At 35.6% G+C, this 19,455-nt stretch carries 19 protein-coding genes; 10 read left to right on the top strand and 9 right to left on the bottom strand.

Annotated features, from left to right (window positions below; translation table 11 throughout):
- The first annotated feature begins 96 nt into the window (after positions 1-96).
- Together ACJRPK_RS07905 and ACJRPK_RS07900 are read left to right on the top strand one after the other, a co-directional pair.
- On the top strand, positions 97-681 hold the full coding sequence (locus ACJRPK_RS07905; protein ID WP_407139393.1) for an RNA polymerase sigma factor: 585 nt from the start codon (positions 97-99) through the stop codon (positions 679-681).
- Positions 682-753: 72 nt separating this feature from the next.
- Positions 754-903, top strand: a complete 150-nt coding sequence (locus tag ACJRPK_RS07900) for a hypothetical protein (protein WP_407139392.1) — start codon at positions 754-756, stop codon at positions 901-903.
- Positions 904-925: 22 nt separating this feature from the next.
- On the opposite strand, the gene nth is transcribed toward ACJRPK_RS07900, so the two are convergent.
- A complete protein-coding gene (gene nth / locus ACJRPK_RS07895; protein ID WP_407139391.1) occupies positions 926-1,585 on the bottom strand; it encodes an endonuclease III domain-containing protein in 660 nt (219 codons plus the stop codon).
- A 74-nt stretch (positions 1,586-1,659) separates the two neighbouring features.
- Between nth and bcp the strand changes: the two genes are divergently transcribed.
- Complete coding sequence (bcp, locus tag ACJRPK_RS07890; protein WP_407139390.1) at positions 1,660-2,112, top strand: thioredoxin-dependent thiol peroxidase; 453 nt, start codon at positions 1,660-1,662, stop codon at positions 2,110-2,112.
- A gap of 113 nt (positions 2,113-2,225) precedes the next feature.
- Positions 2,226-2,606 (top strand): DoxX family protein, encoded by a 381-nt coding sequence (locus tag ACJRPK_RS07885; protein ID WP_407139389.1) that lies wholly within the window; start codon positions 2,226-2,228, stop codon positions 2,604-2,606.
- 52 nt (positions 2,607-2,658) lie between these two features.
- Here ACJRPK_RS07885 and ACJRPK_RS07880 read toward each other — a convergent pair whose 3' ends face one another.
- The gene (locus tag ACJRPK_RS07880) at positions 2,659-4,110 is read right to left on the bottom strand and encodes a TonB-dependent receptor (RefSeq protein ID WP_407139388.1); all 1,452 of its coding nucleotides are present in this window, start codon (positions 4,108-4,110) and stop codon (positions 2,659-2,661) included.
- A 167-nt stretch (positions 4,111-4,277) separates the two neighbouring features.
- Here ACJRPK_RS07880 and ACJRPK_RS07875 point away from each other — a divergent pair, with 167 nt between their 5' ends.
- The 4 genes from ACJRPK_RS07875 (at position 4,278) to ACJRPK_RS07860 (ending at position 8,771) form a co-directional block, all read left to right on the top strand.
- The gene (locus tag ACJRPK_RS07875; protein WP_407139387.1) at positions 4,278-5,039 is read left to right on the top strand and encodes an MBL fold metallo-hydrolase; all 762 of its coding nucleotides are present in this window, start codon (positions 4,278-4,280) and stop codon (positions 5,037-5,039) included.
- Between the two features lies 1 nt (position 5,040).
- Positions 5,041-5,538, top strand: coding sequence for a hypothetical protein (locus ACJRPK_RS07870; RefSeq protein WP_407139386.1), 498 nt, complete (start codon positions 5,041-5,043; stop codon positions 5,536-5,538).
- 228 nt (positions 5,539-5,766) lie between these two features.
- The gene (locus ACJRPK_RS07865) at positions 5,767-8,166 is read left to right on the top strand and encodes a TIM-barrel domain-containing protein (protein WP_407139385.1); all 2,400 of its coding nucleotides are present in this window, start codon (positions 5,767-5,769) and stop codon (positions 8,164-8,166) included.
- Between the two features lie 8 nt (positions 8,167-8,174).
- Positions 8,175-8,771, top strand: coding sequence for a YdeI/OmpD-associated family protein (locus ACJRPK_RS07860; protein ID WP_407139384.1), 597 nt, complete (start codon positions 8,175-8,177; stop codon positions 8,769-8,771).
- 35 nt (positions 8,772-8,806) lie between these two features.
- Here the strand turns inward: ACJRPK_RS07860 and ACJRPK_RS07855 are convergent, their stop codons facing one another.
- The 4 genes from ACJRPK_RS07855 to ACJRPK_RS07840 form a co-directional block, all read right to left on the bottom strand.
- On the bottom strand, positions 8,807-9,466 hold the full coding sequence (locus ACJRPK_RS07855; protein WP_407139383.1) for an alpha/beta hydrolase: 660 nt from the start codon (positions 9,464-9,466) through the stop codon (positions 8,807-8,809).
- Positions 9,467-9,505: 39 nt separating this feature from the next.
- A complete protein-coding gene (locus ACJRPK_RS07850) occupies positions 9,506-9,841 on the bottom strand; it encodes a hypothetical protein (protein WP_407139382.1) in 336 nt (111 codons plus the stop codon).
- A 69-nt stretch (positions 9,842-9,910) separates the two neighbouring features.
- Positions 9,911-11,167, bottom strand: coding sequence for a dihydroorotase (locus ACJRPK_RS07845; protein WP_407139381.1), 1,257 nt, complete (start codon positions 11,165-11,167; stop codon positions 9,911-9,913).
- Entirely contained in the window at positions 11,164-13,089 is a 1,926-nt protein-coding gene (locus tag ACJRPK_RS07840; protein WP_407139380.1) for a BatA domain-containing protein, read from the bottom strand. Before ACJRPK_RS07840 ends, ACJRPK_RS07845 begins: the two co-directional genes overlap by 4 nt.
- A 262-nt stretch (positions 13,090-13,351) precedes the next feature.
- Between ACJRPK_RS07840 and ACJRPK_RS07835 the strand changes: the two genes are divergently transcribed.
- On the top strand, positions 13,352-14,602 hold the full coding sequence (locus tag ACJRPK_RS07835; RefSeq protein WP_407139379.1) for a DEAD/DEAH box helicase: 1,251 nt from the start codon (positions 13,352-13,354) through the stop codon (positions 14,600-14,602).
- A gap of 78 nt (positions 14,603-14,680) precedes the next feature.
- Here ACJRPK_RS07835 and ACJRPK_RS07830 read toward each other — a convergent pair whose 3' ends face one another.
- Positions 14,681-15,202 (bottom strand): porin family protein, encoded by a 522-nt coding sequence (locus tag ACJRPK_RS07830; RefSeq protein ID WP_407139378.1) that lies wholly within the window; start codon positions 15,200-15,202, stop codon positions 14,681-14,683.
- Between the two features lie 142 nt (positions 15,203-15,344).
- Between ACJRPK_RS07830 and ACJRPK_RS07825 the strand changes: the two genes are divergently transcribed.
- Positions 15,345-16,907 (top strand): NAD(P)/FAD-dependent oxidoreductase, encoded by a 1,563-nt coding sequence (locus ACJRPK_RS07825; protein WP_407139377.1) that lies wholly within the window; start codon positions 15,345-15,347, stop codon positions 16,905-16,907.
- A gap of 28 nt (positions 16,908-16,935) precedes the next feature.
- On the opposite strand, the gene ACJRPK_RS07820 is transcribed toward ACJRPK_RS07825, so the two are convergent.
- Together ACJRPK_RS07820 and ACJRPK_RS07815 are read right to left on the bottom strand one after the other, a co-directional pair.
- On the bottom strand, positions 16,936-18,138 hold the full coding sequence (locus ACJRPK_RS07820; RefSeq protein WP_407139376.1) for a sensor histidine kinase: 1,203 nt from the start codon (positions 18,136-18,138) through the stop codon (positions 16,936-16,938).
- A 93-nt stretch (positions 18,139-18,231) separates the two neighbouring features.
- Positions 18,232-19,446 carry an ATP-binding protein gene (locus tag ACJRPK_RS07815; protein WP_407139375.1) on the bottom strand — a complete coding sequence of 405 codons (1,215 nt, stop codon included), beginning with the start codon at positions 19,444-19,446 and terminating at the stop codon, positions 18,232-18,234.
- Positions 19,447-19,455: the final 9 nt, after the last annotated feature.

Raw genomic sequence — 19,455 nt, 5'->3', positions numbered from 1 at the left:
CCCAAAACTAAATTAATAGCCTATAGAATACCATTACTTTTTAAGTTTAACATAGCCCGAGCCCCAAGCTTGTTGGTACTAAAATTAAGTAAAGGTATGAAAGAATACACGCTATCTGATGCGGTTTTGGTAAGCCGTTATATTCAAGGAGACGAAGCTGCTTTAGCAACTCTAATAGAGCGCCATAAACAACGTATTTACAGTTTTATTTTTTCCAAAGTTTTTGATCGAGATATCTCTGAAGATATTTTTCAGGACACCTTTATTAAGGTTATCAAAACTTTAAAGAGAGGAAAATATAATGAGGAAGGTAAATTTTTACCTTGGGTAATGCGAATTGCACATAATCTTGTGATAGATCATTTTAGAAAAGGCAATCGCATGCCTAAATTTGAAGATAATGGAGAGTTTAGTATCTTTTCTGTAATTAGTGATAGTGATCTAAATGCCGAGAAACAACTCATCAAGGATCAGGTAGAGGAGGAGTTACGTAATCTGATTCAGGAGCTACCAACCGATCAGCGAGAAGTGCTAGTCATGCGAATGTATAAAGACATGAGTTTTAAAGAAATTAGTGATAAAACAGGCGTAAGCATTAATACGGCTTTAGGCAGAATGCGTTATGCATTAATTAATCTTAGAAAAGTAATTGATAAAAATAATATTGTCTTGACAAATTAACATTTTGAAGAGACAATAAATAAGGTTTTACTGTCGTTATATTCTTAAATAACCCTAATTTAAGTTTATAATATGGCAAAATTTTACTTTAAAGACGCTCGTAAAAAAGATGAAGCGTATCTGCAACCTCAAGAGCAGACTATTGATTTCTTACTCAATTACTCTAAGTCGCTTAATGTAATCGAAGTAGGAACGCTTCAGTTTGAGACTTCGTTAAATTAATTAATAAAGAAAAAGACCTGTTTTATGCAGGTCTTTTTTTATGGTATTCGTTGAGTACAGTTTTTCTTCCAATAGTACTGGTTATAATATCTTTTGATAAATCCCATCCTCTGGCGGGAGAATATTCTCTACCATACCAAATCATTTGAAGATGCAAGTCGTTCCAAGATTCTTCAGGAAATAGACGTTTGGCATCTTTTTCTGTCTGTATTACATTTTTTCCGTTAGTAAACCCCCAACGGTACATCAATCTATGAATATGTGTATCCACAGGGAAAGCCGGTACTCCGAAGGCTTGAGACATGACCACACTCGCAGTTTTGTGACCCACGGCAGGTAACGATTCTAATGCCTCAAAACTCTGTGGTACTTCTCCATCATATTTGTCAATTAGAATATGGGATAATCCATGAATACCTTTGGCTTTCATCGGGCTGAGTCCAACCGGGCGAATGATATCTCTTATTTCATCAACCGTAAGGCGAATCATTGCATGTGGATTATCTGCACGCTCAAATAGCAACGGCGTTATTTGATTTACACGTACGTCGGTACTTTGAGCGCTCATGAGTACTGCTATCAATAAAGTATAAGGATCTTTGTGGTCCAAAGGGATTGGTATAGTGGGGTATAGGTCTTTTAGAGTTTTTATAACATACGCAACCTTTTCCTGTTTTGTCATTTTATGTACTTTTAGGCTAAAATTAAACAAAAATAGAAATTTAGAGTAGTAAATTTCATAATCTATTGTATATCATGACTACACTTAAAGAAGGAGATAAAGCTCCGGATTTTTCAGCTTTGGACCAAGATGGTAATACCGTTACCCTACAAGATTTTAAAAATAAAAAACTGGTTGTATTCTTTTATCCCAAAGCAAGTACACCGGGATGCACTGCAGAAGCATGCAACCTAAAGGATAATTATGAGACTTTTAAAGCGCAAGGCTACGAAATTCTGGGCGTTAGTGCCGATAGTGCTAAGCGTCAGCAAAATTTTAAAAACAAGTACGAATTACCGTATCCATTATTAGCGGACGAAGAAAAGGAAGTCATTAATGCCTTTGGTGTTTGGGGACCTAAAAAATTTATGGGTAAAGAATACGACGGTATACATCGTACAACTTTTGTAATTGATGAGAAGGGTATTATAGAAGAGGTTATCTCAAAAGTAAAAACAAAGGATCACACAGCTCAAATTCTGAAATAATCAGTTTGTTAGGTAGTATTTTGATGTCGTATAATTGACGTGAGGCTTGAGAGAAGGGCAATTAAATTGCTGATTATGCGTTAATTGTTACATCAACCATCAAAATCTACCCAATGAATGCAAAATTAATTATGGCTATTAGAATAGCTTTTGGTTTAACTATTTTATTTTTTGGATGTAATAAACTTTTCTACTTTATGGATCCTCCCGCTCCCGAAACCAAAGGAGCAATTTATTTTTTGAAAGCCCTCACCTCATCCAAGACAATGATGTTGGTGGCTATTGTAGAAGTTACAGCTGGAATATCGTTATTAGCAAATAAGTTTGCTGCGCTTATGATGGTGATTCTAATGAGCATTTCTGTCAATGCTTTTTTATATCATATTAAACTAGATCCCAAAAATTGGTTTATAGGGGTGTCTTTGCTAGCAATGAATGTAGTAATGTTATACTTCTATAGAGATTCCTATAAAGAACTGTTGCAGTCAAAATAAGTTAAAAAGCAAAGGATGTATGAAAGATTTCATACATCCTTTATACTTATGTTTAAACTGTTTTGGTTGCTTCGGCGGTATAACCAAAAAGGTTGTTTTCTTTGATTATATCAGCGATTCCCTCTGGCAACATATTTTCCCATCCGGGTTCTCCTTCATGTATCATTTGTAGTACTTCTCTAGAAAACACATCCATAATATCCGGATCGTAATCTGTAATATCCTGCAGCTTACCATTGTATTTGAAGAATTTATACAATTCCTTCATTCTAGGATGAACTTTAAGGTTATCACTATTTGTGACTTCTCCGGTTGTATGATCTTTTAAAGGGTACAAGTACACTTTTAAATCCTTAAAGAATAATTTACCGAAAGCTTCTAAAATACCACCACTAAGATGACGATAATACTTTTCATCAAAAATATCTACCAGGTTATTGACGCCCATTGCCAGTGCCATGCGCTCTTTGGTATAATTTGAAAAATATTCAACAACCTTATAATATTCCTGAAAGTTGGAGATCATTACAGTTTGACCCAATGAACATAGCAATCGTGCTCTATCCATAAAATCTTTTTCGTCAATCTCACCTTCTGCTCTTAAATTCGAGAGTGTAATTTCAAAAATTACTTCAGTTTTCTTTTTGTCAACCTTATTTTCGTCCAGAAATCTATTTAACGATTTCTTATAGATATCCATATTAACTTTGGTCACAGGTCTAAAACTACCTCTCAGAGCCAAAATATTCTTTTTATATAGTATTCTTGCAGGCAAAATATTATTACCATCAGGCCCAAAAATTACGGCTTCAGTCATACCATTTTTAACCAACTGCAAACTCATTAAACGATTGTCTACTTTATTAAATCGTGGACCCGAAAAGTTAATGGTATCAATCTCAATCTGATCTTTGTCTAAATGATCATATAAATATCGCAAAAGTTTTTTTGGATTATCATATTTATAATACGCTCCATAAATTAAATTAACGCCCAAAATACCTAAGGTCATTTGTTGTAAGCGGGCATCATTTTCATGAAAACGGATATGTAGAGAAATCTCATTGTATTCTTCGTTAGGTACAGTTTGATACCGAATTCCAACCCAACCATGTCCTTTATACTTCTTTGCAAAATCAATGGTTGCAACTGTATTGGCGTAACTAAAAAATAGTTTATTAGGATGTTTTTCTCTGGAAATTCGCTCTTCCATAAGGTTTACCTCATGAGACAACATTTTTTTTAGGCGTGCTTCGGTAACGTAACGTTTGTCGCTTTCGATACCATAAATTGCATCACTAAAGTCCTTATCATAAGCACTCATCGCTTTGGCTATAGTACCGGAGGCACCACCTGCTCTAAAAAAATTACGTACGGTTTCTTGACCGGCTCCAATTTCGGAGAAAGTCCCATAAATATTTTGATTGAGATTAATTCGTAATGCTTTACTCTTAATTGAAGGAACTGATTCGAATTCCTTATCTCCCATTATGGTTATAGGCATAGCGCTAGGGGCTTTTTTTGTTCAATGTAAAATTAATAATACCCATGTATTATAAAAAATATGAACGACAAATTTCTGAATTTTATATCGGGTTTAAATAACATTTAACATAAATGAATTCGTTTTTGGCAAAAAAAATATAGCTACATTTGTCCATCAGCTATATTATGGAAGTAACTTTTTTAGGAACAGGTACATCACAAGGGATACCAATTATTGGTAGTAATCATCCTGTCTGTTTAAGTAATGATCCTAAAGATAAGCGATTACGTGTTTCTATAATGGTGCGTTGGGATGCTTATACTTATATTGTCGACTGTGGACCAGACTTTAGACAGCAGATGTTAAATCAGCAAGTTTCTGAAATCAACGGTGTACTTTTTACACATGAACATGCCGATCACACCATGGGACTTGATGATATTAGACCCTTCTTTTTTAGGCAGGGAGATATACCCATTTATGCACATAAGAGAGTTCTTAAAGCATTAAAAAAGAGATTTGATTATATTTTTGCTTCCGAAAATAAATATCCGGGGGCTCCTAGCGTTATTGAGAACGAGATAACTAGCCAACCGTTTACACTGGGAACCCTGGATATAATTCCTATTAACGCCATGCATAACCGATTGCAGGTGTTTGGCTTTCGGTTTGATCAATTTGCGTATTTAACAGACGTTAAAACTATCACATCCGCAGAAATTGAAAAGCTCAGAGGGGTCAAGGTTCTTGTAGTAAATGCGCTGCGAATAGAACCACATCACTCGCATTTTAATTTGGAAGAAGCTTTAGAATTTATAGCGCTTATTAAGCCGGAAAAGGCGTATTTAACCCATATTAGCCATATGCTGGGGTTTCATAAAGAAGTTCAGGCCCAGTTGCCTGAGGGAGTATATTTAGCTTATGATAATTTAAAAATTACCTTGTAACATGAGAAGTAAAATATTTTTATACTTATTTATTTTTTCACTTTTATTCATTCTGTATCAATTTATGAATGGTAAAAAGGCTCAAGAGTCGTATGACGCCAAAATTGAAAATATGAATAAGAAAATTGCTCATAAAGATGTTCAAATTGATTCTTTAATTAGTACAAATATGGATATGACTTATTTCTCGTTGGATACCAATGAGGATGCGATGAGTTATTTTGAAGAGCAAGGTTATAATGCTATCAAATTAGCCAATACAATTAGTGATCAGATTATTGGACAAAATAAAGCTGGTGCTGACAATCCAATTATTCCTTATGCTGGGATGGAAGGCAATATGAGTATTAATAAAGTCAGATTACTTAATCATAAGTGGATTATAGCAGATTTTACTGATGGCACGTATTGGGGAGAGCTTTTTATATCTTATGAGGTAAATGAAGATGATACCGTTGATTTTGAAGTTGAAAAATCATTTTTATACCCTAAAAATTAAAGAACTATAGTCCAAAAGATTAGCGCTGTGATACTTCTGCATCTATTACTGCTCATATGTCTGCTACATACAATTTCAAAATTAACGATTAGTACTTGTGGATTATTAATTTTTTAGTGAAAATTGATTCTCTATGATGATATCGTAAAAGTTTTCTTATATAAGTGTTTATAGACAACAGCTTCCCAGATTCTTATATCTTTGGGAGGACTATTATAATCACTACACATGACTTTACAATTATTTCAAAGATTAACTACGGTACTTTTTTTAATATCTAACCTTGGTTTATTTGCACAACAGAATGAGTATTTCAAAAGTGTTCAAACTCAAGAGCATCATTTAAAAGTACAGGTAGAAAATGGGATGTATCATTTTTCTATACTTTCTGATAAAATTATTGAGACCAGCTTTATTCCTTACGGAGAACAGTTAGACACCATTTCGCATGCCGTGGTGCTTAACGCGATGGATGACAATACACAGTTTGTAGAATCAGAGAATACACTTTCCTATGGTTTAAAAGATGGAATTAAAGTTTCAATTAAGAAACAACCTTTTCAGATTTCGTACGAATATATGGGAAGATCGCTTATTGCTGAAGGTAAAGGGTATATAAAAACAGATTCAACCGAAATACTTGATTTTGAAATAGGGAAGGAGGAAGTTCTGTTTGGGGGAGGAGCAAGAGCTTTAGGGATGAATCGTAGAGGACATCGATTAGAATTATACAATCGCGCCCATTATGGCTATGAAACGGAATCGGCGTTGATGAATTTTACAATACCGTTAGTTATTTCTTCAAAAGGCTATGCGATTCACTTTGATAATCCTGCAATTGGTTTTTTAGATTTAGATAGCAAAAAGGACAACTCCTTACAATACGAAGTCATTGGTGGTCGCAAGACTTATCAAGTTATCGCAGGAAACAACTTAAGAGATGTAACGGTTGCGTACACAAAACTTACAGGTAGACAACCCATGCCTCCAAGATGGAGTTTTGGTAATTTTGCCAGTCGGTTTGGGTATCATTCAGAGGAAGAAGTTCGTAATGTAGTGGCAAAATTTAAAGAAGATAGTATACCACTTGATGCATTGGTTTTGGATATTTATTGGTTTGGTAAAGATATTAAAGGGCATATGGGAAATTTGGAGTTCCTGAGTGATTCTTTTCCAACACCCAAAAAAATGATTAAAGATCTCAAAGAAGATGGTGTTAAAACAATTCTAATAACAGAGCCATTTGTACTTTCAACATCAAAGCGATGGAAAGAAGCTGATACTAACGGGTATTTGGGAAAAAATAAAGCCGGAGAAACCTATGCTTATGATTTCTACTTTGGAAATACCGGGATCATTGATATATATAATCCTAAGGCAAAAGAATGGTTTTGGTCATTTTATAAAAGGTTTACTGATGAATATAACGTAGCCGGTTGGTGGGGTGACCTGGGAGAGCCCGAAGTGCATCCTTCAGATTTACTTCACGCAACTGGATCTGCAGACGAGGTTCATAATGTATATGGCCATGATTGGGCACGTTTGGTTTATGAGGGCTATCAAAAGGATTTTCCCAAAAAACGCCCTTTTATCCTAATGAGAGCAGGTTATTCAGGATCCCAAAAATATGGCATGATTCCCTGGTCGGGCGATGTAAGTCGTAGTTGGGGAGGATTGCAATCACAAACCGAAATAGCGTTGCAAATGGGGATGCAGGGTATGGGTTATATGCATTCTGATCTGGGAGGTTTTGCCGGAGGAGAAAAATTTGATGCAGAATTATACACACGATGGTTACAGTATGGGGTATTTCAACCAATTTTTAGACCTCATGCACAAGAACATATCGCACCAGAGCCTGTTTTTCATGATAAAAAAACACTACAGCTAGCCAAGCAGAGCATTGAACTACGATATAAGTTATTGCCCTACAATTACACTTTAGCATTTATAAACAATCAAAAAGGGCTTCCTTTGATGCGTCCCGTGTCTTTTGATACAGCAGCTGATTCTTCGGATCTACTAATTCATACAAACTATTTATGGGGAGAGAACCTACTCGTGGCACCTGTGACAAGCTCCGGACTGAAAACAATGGACATTAAATTTCCTGAATCTGGTGTTTGGTTCGATTTTTATACAAATAAACGTTATGAAAGCGGTATGAAAACTGTGGAACTTTTTGAAGATCATATTCCCACATTTGCCAAGGCGGGCGCCTTTATACCGATGATAGATGTCGTTATGACTACGGATGCGTATACCACCCGAAAGCTAAATCTTCATTATTATCATGATGATAGTGTAGAAAAGGCTTCAGGAATTTTGTACGAGGATGATGGTATAACGCCACAGGCTTTTGAGAAAAACCATTATGAGCTTATGAAATTTAACGGTATAAATAATAAAAAAGAGCTATCTTTTAACTACTCAAGTACTATCGGTAACCAGTATACCGGAAAGCAAAGAGATATTACATTAGTAATTCATAACGTGCAAAATAAACCGAAAGAGGCTCTGGTGGACAATTCAACGCATGCATTTGAATATAACCAAGAGCAGCGACAATTGATAATAACTTCTCAGTGGGATTCTCAACAGAAGCAAGAGATTACATTGAAGTTTTAGCTATAATCATGAAAAAGTATACATCAGTCGAAGCATATATTGAATCCCATGAAGAAAGGAGGGAGGCGTTAGAGCTTTTAAGAAAGATAATGCTATCAACATCCATGGATGAAACGATGAAATGGGGTGCTCCAGTGTATACAATCGATAAAAAGAATGTTATTGGATTAGGAGCGTTTAAATCGTATGTGGGAATATGGTTTTATCAAGGAGTTTTTTTAACAGACCCAAAACAGGTTTTAGTGAATGCTCAGGAAGATAAAACGCGAGGTCTAAGACAATGGCGATTTGAAGGATTGGATGATATTGACAGCAATCTTGTCAAATTATATGTGGAAGAGGCGATCTTTAATCAAAAGCAGGGAAAAGAGATTAAGATCGTAAAATCAGTATCGAAAACTCTTATTATCCCTGAAATTCTTAAAAAAGCCTTGTCAGAAGACGCGATTCTCTCAGAAAAATTTGAAGCATTCACTTTCTTTAAACAAAAAGAGTTTACAGAATACATAGATTCAGCTAAGCGTGAGACTACACAAGAAAAAAGAGTAGCTAAAATTATTCCTATGATTTTAGTTGGAATAGGCTTAAACGATAAATATAGGTAGTTTTAAATATAGTACGCTTTTGTAAAGCTCACCGGTTACAGTTTTTCCTTCAACCATTCTTTTAGTTGATAAAAATTTTGAGGAGCCACACCATGACCAACGGGAAATTCTTGTAGAGACGTTTTAATTCCCACAGAGCTTAAAAAATCAGGAGCCTTTCTCGCCCAATCGATAGGGATCACCTGATCCACACTACCATGAGAACAATATACATTCAAATTGGTATGATCTTTATTCTCGTAACCGTTAGCAATAATAGCTTCATTTATGTAGCCACTCAGAGCAATAACATTATTAACTTTTTCTGGATAAGACAACGCAACAGCGTAACTTAAAATAGTTCCCTGACTAAACCCTAACAAAGTGACATTAGATGAATTGAGGTTATAGGCCGTTATAGCTTCATCAATAAAATTTGCAATAGCGTCTCTGGATAAGACAGCTTGCTTGTCATCGCTAAACTTTCCATCTGCTGCGTCAAAATAAATAGCGTACCAAGCATTCCCGTAGGGTTGCATAGGGTAGGGAGCTCTTACCGAGATAATGCATAGTTCATCAGGCAATTCTGAAGCAAACGAAAATAAATCATTTTCATCACTACCATACCCATGAAACATAAAAAGGACAGGTGGCTGGTCAGAAGTTACTTTTGGAGCTCGAATTATATGATGAAGAGAAAGGGATTGTGTTTGCATTGAGATTGAAAAATTTGTTAGAATTGTAAGTGAGGTATATTATTTAATAAAAGTGAACCATTGTTGAAAATAAGGTCCTAGTATCGGTGTTGATTTTTCTTCACTTTGTATTGCTGTGATTAAACCAAAAACCCATAGCACAAGTATGAAAATGTAAAATGCCGATGTGATAGGCCAAGAGTCAAAAAGGCTTACTAAAGCACCCAAAAGATAAAAAGAAATATGAATGCCTAAGGCTTGTCTGATATGAAAACTGGCTAACGATGTTTTCTTTTCATCTTGATTCAAATAAAATGCGATGATGGTGCCAAGAATTGTTAGATATGCAATTATGGCGGGTGTTTTTCCTGTGCCGGATGTGTTATTTGTTTCCATTAAGAATTTATTTTTATGTGTGAACCCAAGAAATAGTAATGTGATTATTTAAGTAAGAACATTAAAAAATCAAGTATTTACAATAATGTGACTGTGTGCAATGATACCATAGACCTCTCCTTGTGTTTCTTTCCCAAAAAACGCACTATTTTTTGAAGTAGACAATACTTTTTCTTTGGTAAATTTTCCTTTTCCTTTTGTATTGAATAGCGCTATATCCACAGGGTTTCCTATCTCAATTGGTACAGGTTTGATACCAAATATAGTTTTGCCTTGCGTTAACATCTTGAGAGCTGTCGTAGTTCCTATAAGATTATTAAGTATACCAAAAGCACTCTCTAGTCCTAAAGTTCCGTATTTTGCATGATCAAATTCTACCTTTTTGTTTTCAATATCGATAGGTTGGTGGTCTGTAGTAATCATATCGATGGTACCATCCTCAATGCCATTAATCAGTGCAGTCGTATCGGAGCTTGTACGTAAAGGAGGTAAGACCTTATAACGCGTGTCAAAAGTAGTCAACTCCTGATCGGTCAATATCAAATGGTGAACCGTTACCGAACAGCTTACTTGCAGACCTTTAGCTTTAGCATCTCGTATTAACTCAACTGACTTTTGGGTGGATATGGTTGGAATATGTAATTTCCCACCCGTATATTCAAGTATAGATAAATCTCTAGCTATTTGAAGTTCTTCTGCCAATGCAGGGATGCCTTTTAATCCTAATAATGTACTTTGCTCTTCTTCATGTACCATCCCATGACCGGCAATAGCATTGTCCTGTGGATAAGAAATTACCAAACCGTCAAAATTTTGTACATATAGTAAAGCTAGTTTTAGGAGTGTAGGATTTTCAATTGCCTTTTTGTGATCGCCAAAAGCGATGGCGCCGGCTTGACACATATCATATAATTCTGCAAGATCCACACCATCAGATTTAACAGTAAGTGCTCCTATGGGATAAACCTTTACAGGATTATGCACGGTTTTACCTGTGATGAATCCTACCGCGGCGTTGGTGTCTATGATTGGGTTGGTATCGGGTTGAAGCGCTATTGATGTAAATCCGCTTCGAGCAGCAACGTTTAAACCGTGTAAAAGCGTCTCCCGTTCTTCATACCCTGGTTCTCCAAAACTTACACTACTATCAAACCACCCTTGAGAGCAAGATAAATTAGGAAATGTGATTACCTTCATATCCTCAGATGCCTTTATTTCTTTTGCTATTTGCTTAAAGAAACCGTTTTCAATTAAAATATCAACAGACTCTTCGTGATATGGAGATAGTGGATCGAGTACAGTAGTATCTTTTAATAAAACCTTCATTTTAGATATTTTAGTAATAATATTTCTAGCAATAAGAAAACTAACGCAAAAATAACAAACCATTTCCAAAACTCTTGTACGCGGTTGTTTTCTTTTAATTCATAAAATAAAAGCGATATAGTATCCGCCAAAGTGTAGTCATTTCCTGGTTTCAGTGTATGATATTTTAGTCTACTTTCTGATGAACCGTAGTTGTAGGCCAGATGATCGAAAAACTCATCACCTTTGGTAAGCGTATACATTCCGGCACGGGTCGGAGTTTCATCGGTTGTTATTCTAACTTTATTGGAAAAATTTTGTTGCAACGGGATGATAGTTTCTCGTTCAGAATACAGGGATATAATTTCATCCTGATCCAATGAGATCTGTACATCATAGCTATTTAATTTACCTACCTGATAATACAAAACAGGTTGTTGTAAGCTTTCTTTTCCAATATTGTATAAGACAGGTACGATTAAAGAGGTATTTTTAAAATTACTTTTATCAGAAGCTATGCTTGCAGTAAAAACATAAAGATTTTTATGGTTGTATAAAAAAGTACGTTCATCGGTATACGATAAAATGGATCGTGTCGAATTTACTGGAAAATAAGAGTTTACCTTTGGATATTGAAAATTATCAATTTTTTTGTCAAAAACACCTTTAAATAGCGGGTGATCAAAATGAATGGTAGTAATTAGATTTTCTGATGGTATGAGAGCGTTAAACGGAGTAGCATCTAGTTGATTGAGTAGTTCGTTATAATCTTTTAGGTTTCCCTTTACAGACGGTATAAAGCAAAGTACACCTTTACTCGCTACAAATGTTTTAAGCGCGTTAAGGAGCGTGACAGGAACTGTTTCAATTTCGTTGAGGATAATTAAATCTGATTGACTTAGGGTGTTATAGTTTAACGCATTTAAATTACTTTGTGTGAGTATAAATTCATCGGGAGTATAAATATATTTCAAAAAGGCATCATCGGAACCGGATATTGTGAGGACCTTTATTTTCTTAGGTGAATTAATAGCCAGATATCTTGTGTTATCAAAAGAAAGCATGGGATCCTGCAGAACCAATTTACCTCGTAAGTCCTGTCCTTCTTTTAAGCTAAAACTTATTTTTTGTACTGCTTGTTCATTAAAGGAAACAGAAGATTTGGCGATCAATTCATCATTATCAAACAATGAAATAGGGACGCTTGCCGATGACAAGTTTGTGGAGGAAACCGAAGCAGCTAGTGTAAGGTCATTATTTTTATTGCGCTCAAGATACAGAGTGTCGATAGCAATGTTATTTTTAGACTCCGGCGTGAGCTTAATAAGTTTTGGCACAATAGCACCATCAAAACTTACCTCCAACGGATTTTGCTGGATTTGAAAATCCGAAATCAATACTAAATTTTTATTTGATTCCTGATTTTTTGAGAAAAATTGTTTTCCTTTTAGGTAAGCAGTGCGATATGCTAATTGATTGGGACTGTATTCAATTTGTAAAAGGTCATTGAGAACGTCCTTTTTAGTTACTTCCTTAAAAACCTCATCATTTGTGAATAGTGTAAATAGTTGCTGCTCCGGAATAGCTTCTGCTATTTCCTGCACTGCACGCTTTAGCAAAGGGCCTTTTTTTCCTTTGGCTTCCATACTAAATGAATTGTCAAGATAAATAACCAATTCTTGCGGGGCATCAAAATCTTTGTCATTAGTAAAAAAAGGCTGCGCAAATGCAAGGATAATACAAGCAAGCAAAAGCATTCTGGTGAGTAAAATTATAAGTTTTTTTACAGTCGAGCTTTTACGCGTTTGTAAACTTACAGCTTTTAAAAATTGAACATTACTAAATTCAATCTTTTGAAATTTTCTAAGTTGAAACAAATGAATCAGAAGAGGAATTAGTAATGCGAAAAGTGCGTAAAGAAATTCAGGGTGTTTAAAATGCATTCTGTTTCTTGATTCTTATGTAAGGTAAAGATACTATAAGATTTGAAATTAAGGTTTAAGAAGGCTTTCATTTTTTAGAAAAATATAGCAATATATTGAAGTGCTATCTTCATATTTTTTGACCTGAATTATAGTTTATAATAGGTGTATAGAATGCACTTAATTCTTAGAATGAGTGTTTGTTTAAAAATAGATGTACCTTTACCCTCAAATAAAGAGCTGTCAGTAAACTATTTTATTGTAAAGCTCTCAAAAATTATTTATGTCATTTACTGCCTTAGGATTATCCGACGCATTGTTAAAAGCAATTAGCGAAAAAGGATACACAAAACCATCTACTATTCAAGAAAAAGCAATCCCTGAAATTTTAGAAGGTAAGGATGTGTTAGCATCCGCACAAACAGGAACCGGAAAAACAGCCGGATTTATTCTTCCTATTTTACAAATTATTACAGAAACAAAAAAACAAGGTAAACGTCCTATTCGAGCATTGGTATTAACACCAACAAGAGAATTGGCTGCGCAAATCTTGGATAATGCAGAAGCGTATAGTAAGCATCTGGATATTAGATCAACAGTAGTTTTTGGTGGAGTCAATGCCAAACCACAAATCAGAGCCTTGCGCAACGGAGTTGATATTTTGGTAGCTACTCCTGGTAGATTACTTGATTTACATAGTCAAAAAGCGTTTTCACTTGGTCGGGTTACTACGCTCGTATTGGATGAAGCTGATCGTATGTTGGATATGGGATTTCAGCGAGATATCAATAAAATTCTAGATTTACTTCCATCAAAACGCCAAAATTTATTATTCTCAGCTACCTTTTCAAAAGAGATCAAAAAATTAGCAGGAGGAATTTTACATCACCCTGTGACGGTAGAAGCAGCCCCAGAAAATTCGACAGCAGAAAAAGTAAAACAGCGAATGTATTTAATGGATAAAACCAATAAAGCAGCTGCAGTGATCAAATTAATTTCTGATGGTAACTGGAAACAAGTATTGATCTTTACACGAACAAAACATGGAGCCAATCGACTCAGTGAAAAGCTATCAAAAAGGGGCATTTCTGCTGCTGCAATTCACGGTAATAAAAGTCAGGGAGCAAGAACCAAAGCATTAGACGGTTTTAAAAAAGGTAAAGTACGGGTGTTGGTTGCGACTGATATCGCAGCAAGAGGTTTAGATATCCCTTTACTTCCGCATGTTATTAATTACGAATTACCGAATATAGCTGCAGATTATGTACATCGTATTGGTCGTACGGGTAGAGCAGGTGCTAGTGGAGAAGCTATCTCGATGGTTTCTCATGACGAGATGGAATATGTATGGGATATTGAAAAATTATTGGGCGATCCAATTGATAAGGATGCTATTGAAGGTTTTGAACCGTTAACACCTTTTCCGACTACCCCAACTAAAAATAAAAATTCTGCAAAGAAGAAATCCGGATCTAATTCCGGTCGAAAACCTCAGCAACGCAGATCACGTAATGCTAATCGCAGGCGTTCGTAATACGTAGTAATTACGCGAAATAATAAAAAAAAGGCGGAAGTGAAAACTTCCGCCTTTTTGCATAATATGATTGTTACCTTAAAAGATATAGTATCCTACAGATACTTGGAAGGTAGCATTTTTAGCTTCAGCACCATCTACCACATCAGTAAAACCAATATTGTAACGCACTTGAGCAAAAAAGGAACTGATTTCTACTCCGGCGCCCACGGCTCCACTAAAATCAAAGCTCTCTGGCTCTCCACCATCCTTAAAATCATCATTTACAACAAAACCAAATTGAGGCCCAGCTTCAATACTAAAAAGCTTAGCAAATTTGTACTTTAATAGAATAGGTACATTAAGATAATCAATATCTGTATCTTTTGCTCCCTGTGCAGAATACAAAACTTCCGGTTGAAGTGCTAACATGTCCATCAGGCTTACTTGAGCAACCGCTCCAATATGGTACCCTGTTCTCCCGTCTAAATTGCTGCTTACATCATCACCATTAATGGAAGCAAAGTTTACTCCACCTTTAAAACCGAATTTTAAATCTTGTGCCTGTGTTGATACAGAAAATCCGATGATTGCGATAGCAACTAAAAATAATTTTTTCATAATCGTAAATTTAAGGTTGTTTAAGTTCAAAGATAACTCAAAAAACAACATATTATTGTTGTTCTATTAGAGAAGTATCATGGCAGTGCTAATAATCTTTAAGAGTTTATTGTATCTTCGTCCCCAAAATAGAAACAAGATTGTGCAGCACGAATTTAGTATACAAGTATCACCAAAAACTGCAGCAGATACCACGTTATTAAAGCAGAAAATAGCAAAATTAAATGCATTGCAGGTAAATGAGATTACTCATGTGCAAGTCTTAAAGCGATCTATTGATGCCAGACAAATTGCTATTAAAATAAACTTAAAAGTAAGAGTTTATATTAATGAAACGTTTATTGATGATCCTATACAATTACCTCAATATCCAGAGGTTTCCCATGCTAATGAGGTAGTGATTATAGGAGCAGGGCCAGCAGGATTATTTGCCGCTTTACGAGCTATAGAATTAGGATGCAAGCCTATCGTTTTAGAACGAGGTAAGGATGTTAGAGCCAGACGTCGAGATTTAAAGGCAATAACCAGAGATCATTTGGTAAACGAGGACTCCAATTATTGTTTTGGAGAAGGAGGCGCAGGTACCTATAGTGATGGTAAGTTATATACGCGATCAAAGAAAAGGGGAGATGTTAATCGCATTTTGAAGCTGTTAGTGGGGTTTGGTGCTACAGATCAAATAATGGTTGAAGCACACCCTCATATCGGGACAAATAAATTGCCCGATATTATTGCTGCAATGCGTAACAAAATTATTGCTCAAGGAGGACAAATTCATTTTGAGACACGCGTTACCGACATACAAATCAAAGATGATGCTATTGTAGGCGTTGTAACAAAATCAGGAGATGTAATTGAGACTAATGCAGTAATTTTAGCCACGGGTCATTCGGCCAGGGATATCTATGAATTGTTGCATAGGAAACAGATTCATATCGAAGCTAAGCCTTTTGCACTGGGGGTTCGTGTCGAACATTCTCAAGAGCTTATAGATCAAATTCAGTATAAATGCGCTACAAGAGGACCTTATTTACCACCGTCACCGTATAGTATAGTAAAGCAGGTTAAGGGTCGTGGGATGTATTCTTTTTGCATGTGTCCTGGCGGAGTTATAGCGCCTTGTGCCACAAGTCCGGGAGAAGTGGTTACTAATGGATGGTCTCCGTCAAAAAGAGATCAACCTACCTCAAATAGCGGAATAGTGATAGAACTTCGTCCGGAAGATTTTAAAAACTTTCAACAACATGGGCCTCTGGCCGGAATGTATTTTCAAAAAAGTATAGAGCAAAAAGCGTGGCAACTTGCCGGTGAAACGCAGCGTGTACCGGCGCAACGTTTGATTGATATGGTGAGTGGTAAGGTTTCTCAGGATTTACCTGAAACCTCCTATAAACCCGGGCTCACTAGTATTGATATGGGGACTGTATTTCCATCTTTTCTTCATCAAATTTTGAAGGAAGGATTTAAAGCGTTTGACCAAAGCATGAAAGGATATCTAACTAATGAGGCCGTTGTACATGCACCAGAATCAAGAACTTCATCACCAGTTCGTATTCCGCGAGATCGTAGAACCTATGAACATGTTCAAATCAAAGGTTTATACCCAAGTGGAGAAGGAGCAGGGTATGCGGGCGGAATTATCTCTGCAGCAATTGATGGCGAAAAATGTGTTGAAGCGTGTATTCGCAATATGAAATTAATCTAAAAATAGAATGTAAACTAATTAGGGGTTATTATTTTTTTACTGTAAAACTGAAAACAGTTCCCTCATTTTCTATTGAAGCAACTTTGATTTCGCCACCAAGACTATCGATGAGTTTTTTCACTGTACTCAGACCAATGCCATTCCCCTTATTCCCTTTACGATCAGATTCTGCTACTGTAGTAAATAGATCAAAAATTAAATGTTGCTTGTCCTCGGGTATGCCAATACCATTGTCAGAAACTTCAAAATAGTATGCTTCCTTTGTTTCTTTACATCCAATGGTTACTACGACTTCGTCTTTGTCATTATATTTAAGACTGTTGCCGATTAGATTGAGAAGAATCTGCTCAAGCGCTGCACGGTTGCAATGTAGGTCTATATTTTCTTCTGGAAAATTTATAGTTACTTTATGATCGATACCTAAGAGCTCTACAATTTCTTCCAATAAATTATTTAGTTCAAATTCTTCTGGTTTGCTTTTAGAGAGACCGTCTGATTCATAATAAGCTAGTAGATTACCCACATAATCACTTAATTTAAAAGAGGAATGTTTTAAGTTATCCAAATAGGATATACCCTTTTTATCCAAATGATTTCCATATTTTGCCCGTAGCACATCGGTAGTTAATATCATATTAGCCAACGGCATTTTCATATCGTGCGATACGATTCCTGCAAAACCTCTAAGTAATTCGTTTTTCTGAGTGAGCTCAGACTGTAACTTTTGGAGCTGTTCGTTTTTTTTCCGTAAAGTAAGCAATTTCATTATTTGCCTTGCTAGCACTTGCAAAGAATTGATTTGTTTTTTGGTAATTGTATTCGGTTTATGGTCAATTACGCAAAGTGTACCGAGCGCGTGACCGCTTTCATCTTTTAAACTCACCCCTGCATAAAAAATTATAGGGGTTTCACCTTCAGTATATGGATTCCCGGAAAACCTTGAGTCTTTATTGGAGTCTTCGACGATCAATAATTCATTTTCTTCAAGTATCGTATGACTACAAAAAGAATATTTACGTTCAGAACTACAAATATCCATTCCTGAGGTAGCTTTGAGCCATACTTCTTCCTGATCCACAAGTGAGATGATTGCTACTGGCTTACCGGTAATTTCTGCAGCAAGATCTGTAATTTCATTATACTCGGCTTCTTTTTCGGTATGTAAAATATTATAACTGTGAAGCGCGTGGAGTCGTGCTTCTTCGTTTACTGCTTTTGCGGGGTTCAGCATAATATAATGAGAGTCTTAATATATAGTAGACAAATATATAAAAATAAATAGGAGTACATCTTATATTTTGATGTTTCAAACTTAAAAAACTATTTACTTCTGAGATTGTTTTTTAAGAGAAAAATGAAAAGAAGTTCCTGTTCCAATTTTTGAAGAAAGAGTGATGGTTCCGCCCAAACTTTCGACCAGATTTTTCACAGTATTAAGTCCAATTCCGTTTCCGGTGTTACCAGTACGATCTTTATCCACGGCTGTTTTAAATAAATCGAAGATTTTGTCTTGTTTTTCTTCAGAAATACCGATTCCATTATCAGTAACGCTGAAGTAATAATAAGTATCTCCTTCACCTGCCTTTATTTCTATTTCGATATGATCCTTATCATTATATTTCAGGCTGTTGCCGATTAGATTTAAAAAAATCTGCTCTAAGGCTGCACGATTTACGTAGAGATCCATTGATGTCTCAGGAAAGTGAATTGTTACATCATCGTTAATTTTTAAAAGTTCTACAATTTCATCTAGTAATTGATTTAATTCAAATTTTTCAAGATTGTCATTGCTGTTATGGTCAGATTCATAATGCGTTAATAAGTCATTGATATAGTCACTAAGGCGGAAAGCTGACTCTTTCAAGTATGATAAATATTCTAAAGCTTTGAAATCAAGTTTATCAAAATATTTACTTCTCAAAACCTCGGTAGTAAGTATGATGTTAGATAATGGCATTTTTATATCATGAGAGACAATACCGGCAAAATCTCTAAGTAAGGCATTACGCTTCTCAACTTGTGCTTGATTCCAACTTAATTGTGTATTTAATTTATTCAGCGTTAAGATTTTTATTATTTGCCTGGAGGTAACTTTAAGAAATTCGAGATGTTCATCAGATATATGGTTAGGTTTAAAGTCATATACACACAACGTGCCCAAAGGAAAACCCTGCTCATCAATCAAGCATACACCCGCATAGAATCGAACTTCTATATCACCAATTACCGACGGAAAACTGGAAAACCTAGAGTCTAAAAGGGCATTCTCAACAATTAAGAACTTCTTCTTTTCGGCAATAGCATGACTACAAAACGAATGAGCTCTCTCATCTTTCTCGTTATCATATCCAGTACTGGCTTTGTACCAAGTATAATCTTTGTCTACAAAGGAGATTAAAGCAACCGGTTTTCCCGTTATTTTTGAAGTTACTTTTGTGATTTCGTCATAAATGGTTTCTTTAGGCGTATTTAATATGTGGTAACTATGTAGCGCCTGTAATCTTCTACTCTCGTAAGCTGTAGTTTGGTTTGAAATCATAAGTATAAA

The organism is Aquimarina sp. 2-A2 (genome assembly GCF_045505135.1).
Taxonomy (GTDB): domain Bacteria; phylum Bacteroidota; class Bacteroidia; order Flavobacteriales; family Flavobacteriaceae; genus Aquimarina; species Aquimarina intermedia.
Note: the sequence above shows the minus strand (reverse complement) of the source record. Positions and strands in the feature narration are given on the sequence as shown.